The sequence below is a fragment of the Aminiphilus sp. genome (assembly GCF_029975095.1).
Classification (GTDB): Bacteria; Synergistota; Synergistia; order Synergistales; family Aminiphilaceae; genus Aminiphilus.
The window spans coordinates 1-5,773 of the sequence record NZ_JARKPW010000093.1 but is presented as its reverse complement, the minus strand read 5'-3'; the positions used below and the strand labels follow the sequence as shown (position 1 = coordinate 5,773).

General features: G+C 63.8%; 8 protein-coding genes. 6 read left to right on the top strand and 2 right to left on the bottom strand.

Translation table 11 applies throughout. From position 1 onward, the window contains the following. The 6 genes from Q1K49_RS05675 to Q1K49_RS05655 all read left to right on the top strand — a co-directional run. The coding region (locus Q1K49_RS05675) for an ABC transporter permease subunit (RefSeq protein ID WP_300523792.1) at window positions 1–229 on the top strand (229 nt) is incomplete at its 5' end. Continuing rightward, on the top strand, window positions 226–1,050 hold the full coding sequence (gene opp1C / locus Q1K49_RS05670; protein WP_300523789.1) for a nickel/cobalt ABC transporter permease: 825 nt from the start codon (window positions 226–228) through the stop codon (window positions 1,048–1,050). The genes Q1K49_RS05675 and opp1C, both read left to right, overlap by 4 nt. A 41-nt stretch (window positions 1,051–1,091) precedes the next feature. Continuing rightward, on the top strand, window positions 1,092–1,937 hold the full coding sequence (locus Q1K49_RS05665) for an ABC transporter ATP-binding protein (protein ID WP_300523787.1): 846 nt from the start codon (window positions 1,092–1,094) through the stop codon (window positions 1,935–1,937). After that, complete coding sequence (locus tag Q1K49_RS05660; protein WP_300523784.1) at window positions 1,918–2,694, top strand: ABC transporter ATP-binding protein; 777 nt, start codon at window positions 1,918–1,920, stop codon at window positions 2,692–2,694. Before Q1K49_RS05665 ends, Q1K49_RS05660 begins: the two co-directional genes overlap by 20 nt. A 48-nt stretch (window positions 2,695–2,742) precedes the next feature. Next, window positions 2,743–3,075, top strand: coding sequence for a type II toxin-antitoxin system RelE/ParE family toxin (locus Q1K49_RS14890; RefSeq protein WP_366146046.1), 333 nt, complete (start codon window positions 2,743–2,745; stop codon window positions 3,073–3,075). After that, a complete protein-coding gene (locus Q1K49_RS05655) occupies window positions 3,065–3,382 on the top strand; it encodes a helix-turn-helix transcriptional regulator (protein WP_300523781.1) in 318 nt (105 codons plus the stop codon). Before Q1K49_RS14890 ends, Q1K49_RS05655 begins: the two co-directional genes overlap by 11 nt. Before the next feature lie 221 nt (window positions 3,383–3,603). Here the strand turns inward: Q1K49_RS05655 and Q1K49_RS05650 are convergent, their stop codons facing one another. Together Q1K49_RS05650 and Q1K49_RS05645 are read right to left on the bottom strand one after the other, a co-directional pair. Continuing rightward, window positions 3,604–4,587: an ornithine cyclodeaminase family protein gene (locus tag Q1K49_RS05650; protein ID WP_300523779.1), complete on the bottom strand. Its 984-nt coding sequence runs from the start codon at window positions 4,585–4,587 to the stop codon at window positions 3,604–3,606. Between the two features lie 396 nt (window positions 4,588–4,983). After that, window positions 4,984–5,773: glycine/betaine/sarcosine/D-proline family reductase selenoprotein B (locus Q1K49_RS05645; protein ID WP_300523776.1), on the bottom strand; the 790-nt coding region annotated here is incomplete at its 5' end.

Here is a 5,773-nt window from a genome sequence, read left to right as displayed (position 1 = left end):
CACCGCCCTGGGAATGAGCGTCCCCCAGCTCATCGCGGGAACCGTGGTGATAGAGAACATCTTTGCCTGGCCCGGCATCGGCCGCCTGTGCATCTCCGCGATCTTCAACAGGGACTACCCCGTGATCCAGGCCTACATCCTCATCATGGGAGTGCTCTTCATCTTCTGCAATCTCGCCGTGGATATTCTCCACTGCCTGATGGACCCCCGTCTCAGGAGGGCCGGATGATGTTCCTGTCGAGACTCGCACGGGACAGAACGGCCGTGGCCTGCCTCGCGATCGTCGCGGTGGTGATTCTCGCCGGCATTTTCGCCGACGTTCTGCCGCTGAACGACCCGACCAAGGTCAACGTCCTGGCCAAATTCCGGGCTCCTTCGGCGAAATTTCCCCTCGGGACGGACCATCTGGGGCGGTGCACCCTGTCGCGACTCGTTCACGGCATACGCCCCACGGTGCTCCTCTCTCTCGTCACCATGGCCTGCACCCTCGCGCGGGGCACCCTGGTGGGGCTCGTGTCCGGATATTTCCGGGGAACGGTGGACGAACTCTTCATGAGAACCTGCGACATTCTGCTCTCCTTTCCGAGCCAGGTCATGATCCTCGCCGTCGTGGGCGTGCTCGGACCGGGGATGATGAACGTGGTGCTGGCGAACATCGTGATCAAGTGGGCGTGGTATGCCCGCATGATCCGAAGCTCCGTCATCCGGTTCGGCGACAGGGGATACGTTCTCTTCTCGAAGGTCTCCGGAGCCGGGACGCCCTTCATTCTGTTCCGCCACATCCTGCCCGGAGTGGCCTCGGAACTCCTCGTGCTCGCCTCTCTCGACATGGGGTGGGTCATCCTGAACATCTCCACGCTCTCCTTTCTGGGGCTGGGCGTTCAGGCCCCCGCGCCGGAATGGGGAGCCATGCTCAGCGAGGCCAAAGAAGTGATGGGAAGGGCCCCCCTGCTCATGTTCGTGCCAGGGACGGCCATCATGGCGGTCGTGTCGGCGTTCAACCTGATCGGGGACAGCGTCCGGGACGCCATGGACCCGAAAACACTCTGAGAGGAACACCATCCGAGAAAGGACAAGGGAGGGATGCCGTCGTGAATCCTCTGTTGCGCGTGCGTGATCTGTGCGTCTCGGCGGTCGGGAAGAACGGCCGCCCGACGCCCCTGGTGAAGAACGTCTCCTTCGATGTGGAGGAGGGCATGTGCGTCGGCATCCTCGGCGAGAGCGGAAGCGGAAAGAGCCTGACGTGCCGGAGCATCGTGGGGCTTTTGGGGGCGGGGTGTTCCGCCTCCGGAGAGGTGCTCTTCCAGGGAAGGAACCTTCTGACGGCGCGGAGGGAGGAACTCCGGCGGCTGCGCGGAGCGGAGATCTCCATGATCCTCCAGAATCCCATGACATCCTTCGACCCGATGGTCACCGTGGAGGGGCACATCGCCGAGACGCTGCGGGCACACGGAAGAACGAGCCGCAAAGATGCGGTGAAGACGGGAATCGCCATGCTGGAACAGATGCGGATCGACAACGCCGCGAGCGTGCTCGGATGCTATCCCCACCAACTGAGCGGCGGCATGCTGCAGCGCGTCATGATCGGGCTCGCCCTCCTGTTCGGGCCGAAGCTGCTCATCGCGGACGAACCGACCACGGCGCTCGACTCCGTCACCCGCTTCGAAATGATGAAGGAAATCCGCCGCGTGAGACGGGAGTGCGCCTGTGCCATGCTCTTCGTCTCCCACGATCTGGGGGTCCTTTCTTCGGTGGCGGACACGGTCCTGGTGATGCACCGCGGGGAGATCGTGGAGAAGGGAGAACTCCGGAAGGTGTTCCTATCGCCGAAGAGCGAGCATGCCCGGTATCTCATGGAAACCCGCTCGTCCCTGGTGCGGCGCTTCCGCCGCGCCCTGGGCTCCGTGGAGACCGCCGATGCTGCTGCAAGCTTCTGACATTCACGTGAGCTTTCCGGAAGCGAGCCCCTTCTTCCTTCGGAGGAGGCGCAGGCCCGTCCTGAAGGGCGTCTCCCTCTTCCTGAGAGAGGGACAGTGCCTCGGCATCGTCGGGGAATCGGGATGCGGCAAGAGCACCCTCGGGCGGGTTCTGATCGGGCTGCTCAGGCCGGAGAGGGGGCGTGTTCTCGTGTGCGGCGAGGATCTCTACGACCGGCGCGGGACGAAGGCCCGCCGGTGCGGCAGCGTGGTCTTTCAGGACTATACGTCCTCGGTGAACCCGCGGTTCCGCATCGAAGCCGTCATGAACGAGCCTCTCCGCACTCTCGAAGGACTCGGCAAGCGGGAACTCCGGGAACGAGCCGCCGAGCTTCTCGAAAGGGTCGGACTCGGCGGCGAGTTTCTCGACCGCTATCCGCACCAGTTGAGCGGCGGTCAGCTCCAGCGGGTCTGCATCGCCCGCGCCCTCGCCGGAGCCCCCCGTTTTCTGCTTCTGGACGAGGCCGTCAGCTCGCTGGACGTCTCCGTCCAGGTGCAGATCATGGACCTGCTCGCCGAGTTGAAGGAAACACACGGCCTCTCCTACCTCTTCATCACCCACGATCTCGAGGCGGTGACGTACCTCTGCGACTCCGTGCTCTTCATGCACGACGGCGTCTTCGTGGAGGAAACGGGCGACGTAAGCCGCATCGGCGACGTGACGCACCCCTTCGCACGGCGACTCCTCTCCGCCGTGGCGGGGTTCGACATGGCGTGAGGGAAGAAAGACGTTGATCCGTGTTCTCAAATATGCTAACATTTCTTCATACCCTACTCCATTGTCTATTTTAACGGGCGTCTTCTGGCTACGATCGAATCCTGGCCGCCGGGAATTCTAGCTGCTTACGCTCGGGCCGTCGAATTGCTCGTGGAGTTCGGTCCTGACCTGGGAATGCCGTATTCACGGGCGATGAAGGACGGTCTGTTCGAACTGCGCATCAGGGGAACAGAAGGCTCTGGGCGAGCGTTATACTGCTATATGAGCGGAAATCGTGTCATCATCCTCCATGCGTTTATCAAAAAAACGGAGAAAACGCCGGAAAAGGACCTGCAAATCGCCCGAAAACGGAAAAAGGAGGTGTTGAAGGATGGCCGATGACGTGTACAAACCGGTTCTCCACAACCACGAGAAGTTCCTGTCGAAGGCCATGAAAACAAAAGCCTTCGCCACTGCCTACACAGAGCTGGAGGAAGAACAGGCACTCGCACGGGAGCTTCTGACGGCGCGAAAGCGCGCCGGACTCACACAGGAACAGGTCGCCGCAGCGATGGGGACCACGAAAAGCGCCGTCTCGCGCCTCGAAGCCAGCAACGGCCACGCTCCTTCACTGCGGACACTCAGGAGTTACGCCCGAGCCGTAGGCTGCGCCGTCGAAATTCGCTTTGTGGCGAAATCCGGCAGGTGACGCGCCGGCATCGGTTTTTTCGCTTCCGCCGCATGCGTCGCGACCGCGCCATGCCGGAGGACGCACCTCTCTCTCTTTCGCAGGACAAAACGGACGTTCCCCGTGAAGCGTGCGACACCGCAACACGAAAACGAAAACGCAAAACAAAACATTCCCGGAAGTCCCGCGAGAACGCGCACGGGACATTCCGGGAATGTTGTTTGCCCGATCGGAGGGTACAGCTACAGCTCCAGCTCGATGCCTTTTCCGGCCTCGATGGCCTTGCGCCAGATCAGATGGCCGGTCATCACGTCGTGGCTGGCGATGCCCATGAGCACCGCGGCGCGGCGGCCCTCGCGCACGGGGGGCTTTGTGCCGGCGCAGATGTCGCCCATGTCGGCGTAGAGGTCCGCCTCCTGGGGATAGCCCTTCTGGAAATAGACGCCGTGCTCCTGGGTCCAGAGGTACTGGTGGCGGTCGTCGCAGACAAAGATGCGGGCGTCCTTCATGACCGGCGCCTCGAAGGCGGCGTCGTAGTCCACGGAGATGCAGAGCACGTCCTTCTTGAGCCAGTCCACGGGGATGAACCGCTGCGGGTCCGCGACGATGGGCGTGCAGGTGACTACGATGTCCGCGTCCCGCACGCAGCTTTGCACGTCCGGAGCGACGACGAACTCCACGTCGGGCGCGCCGGGGGCCATGTCCGCCACGAAGCGCTTCGTCTGTTCGGGAAAAGCGTCGTACACCTGGGCGCGGGAGATGGAGGGGAGCACGTCCTTGATGGCGGCGAAGTTGGTCCGCCCCTGGACGCCCAGTCCGACGACGGCGAGAGTGCGCGCCTCGGGCGAGGCGAGATGGCGGGCACAGACGGCGCTCGCCGATCCGGTGCGCCAGGCGGTGATCCAGCTCGCGTCAAGAATGGCCTTGAGAAAGCCCGTCTCGCTGTCGTTGAGGCACCAGATGCCCGTGATGTAGGGCAATCCCTTGGCCTGGTTCGGCGGATAGCCCGAGACCCACTTCATTCCCGCCAGATCCGCGTCGCCCCCCACATAGGCGGGCATGGCGTGAATGAAGCAGTCCTTCCTGGTGTGGATGCCGATCTTCGCCGGCATCTCCACCTTGCCCTCCCCCTTGAGACGGAATCCCGACTCCACCACCTCGGTGACGTCGCGCACGGGAATGCCCAGGTCCTCCACATCCTTGCGGGAAAGCCACAGCACCTTCACGTCCGTTCCTCCCTTCCCGGCGTCGCCTGTCCGCCGTTTTCGCTTCGGCCTCCGCTCAAGCAGGAGCCGAAAGGCAACCTCCACCCTTCTTCGCGCCGTCCTTGCGCGCTCCTCCGCTTCGTCGCACGGTTTCGCGCAATTCCGACGCCACGCGCACCCTCGCGCGGGGCCTTGTCGCACTGTATCGTCGCAGAAACGCCCCGAAAAGAAAAGATGCTCTTCCCGAAAGAAACCGGCACGGGAAAAGGAGAAGCTGCGCGGACGGATACAGGCCGCCGCGCACTCCTCTCTTCGTTGTTGTTGTTGCGTCACCTTCGCCCCGCTGTCGGAAGAGCCGCTTGCGAAAAAAGGGCGAAGGTTCGGAAATCCAGGCTGTCCTTGTAGCAATCCCGCCGATCAGAAGAGGGTCTGCTCCGTCACGGGGGTGGTCATGGCGGTGAAGGCCCGCAGAAGAAGGCTTCGCCGCACCGACCGGTCCTCCTCGGGTCCCGCGGCGGGGTTGCCCACGGGATGGGGGATGGCCACGCCGGGGACGATACGGTTCGCCCCGACGGTGAGCATGATGGGCACGATGGTGGCGATCTGTACCACCGGAATGTTCGCCGCCGCTTCGATCTCCCGCGTCATCGATGCGCCGCATCGAGTGCAGGTGCCTCAGGTGGAGGTGAGGATCACCGCGTCCACACCGGCCTCCCTGAGGGCGGCACCGATCTCCCGGCCGAAGCGCTCCGCGTGCGCCACGGAGGTTCCCGTTCCGGTGGTGGTGTAGAGCACGGGGTGCAGCTTGCCGTAGACCCCCTCCCTTTCCAGGGCGCGCATTCCGTCCAGGGGGATCACCACGTCGGGGTCCACGTTCGCCCATATCCGGTCGTAGCCGCCGTGAATGGATTCGTAGATGTCCGGAGTCAGGTCCTCCAGCGCGCTGATATCGTAGGCGCCGTAGGATTCCGCGGAGGAGACCCGGATGCGGTCCGGATTGCCCTTGGGAACGACGCCGCCGGAGGAGACGAGGGCGATGGTGGCCTTGCGCAGATCCGCCACGGGAGGGGCCGGGGAAATCCGCCGGAAGGTGGGCATGGGGTACTCCGTGGCGAAAGGCTCTCCCCGCAGGCGGGCCAAAAGCATCTCCACCGCCCGCTCCGCGCCGCTTTTCTCGAGGAGGACGTTCCGCCGGATCCCCCGGGGG